Genomic DNA, 241 nt, shown 5'->3' on the forward strand with positions numbered 1-241 from the left:
TCTGCCTTCATGGTCTTCCCGTTCGTTTGGGAGTTCTTGACCGCGTTCAAGACCTACGGTGGATCCGTCCTCGTGCCGCCGCAATGGATCCCCGACCCGTGGACGTGGAACTTCGGCGCTGTCTTCGACAGCATCCCGCTCGGCCAGATGGCCTTGAATTCTGTGATCATCACGCTGGCGCGCACCCTGGGCCAGGTCATCCTCTGCACGATGGCCGGCTACGGGTTCGCGCGGCTCACTT

Annotated in this window: 1 pseudogene; it reads left to right on the forward strand. The window is 62.2% G+C overall.

Features of this window, described 5'->3' with window-relative positions:
• A pseudogene (locus tag BN358_RS25405) lies at window positions 1–241 on the forward strand (carbohydrate ABC transporter permease); the annotation flags it as partial.

This window comes from Sedimentibacter sp. B4, from assembly GCF_000309315.1.
Taxonomy (GTDB): Bacteria; Bacillota; Clostridia; order Tissierellales; family Sedimentibacteraceae; genus Sedimentibacter; species Sedimentibacter saalensis.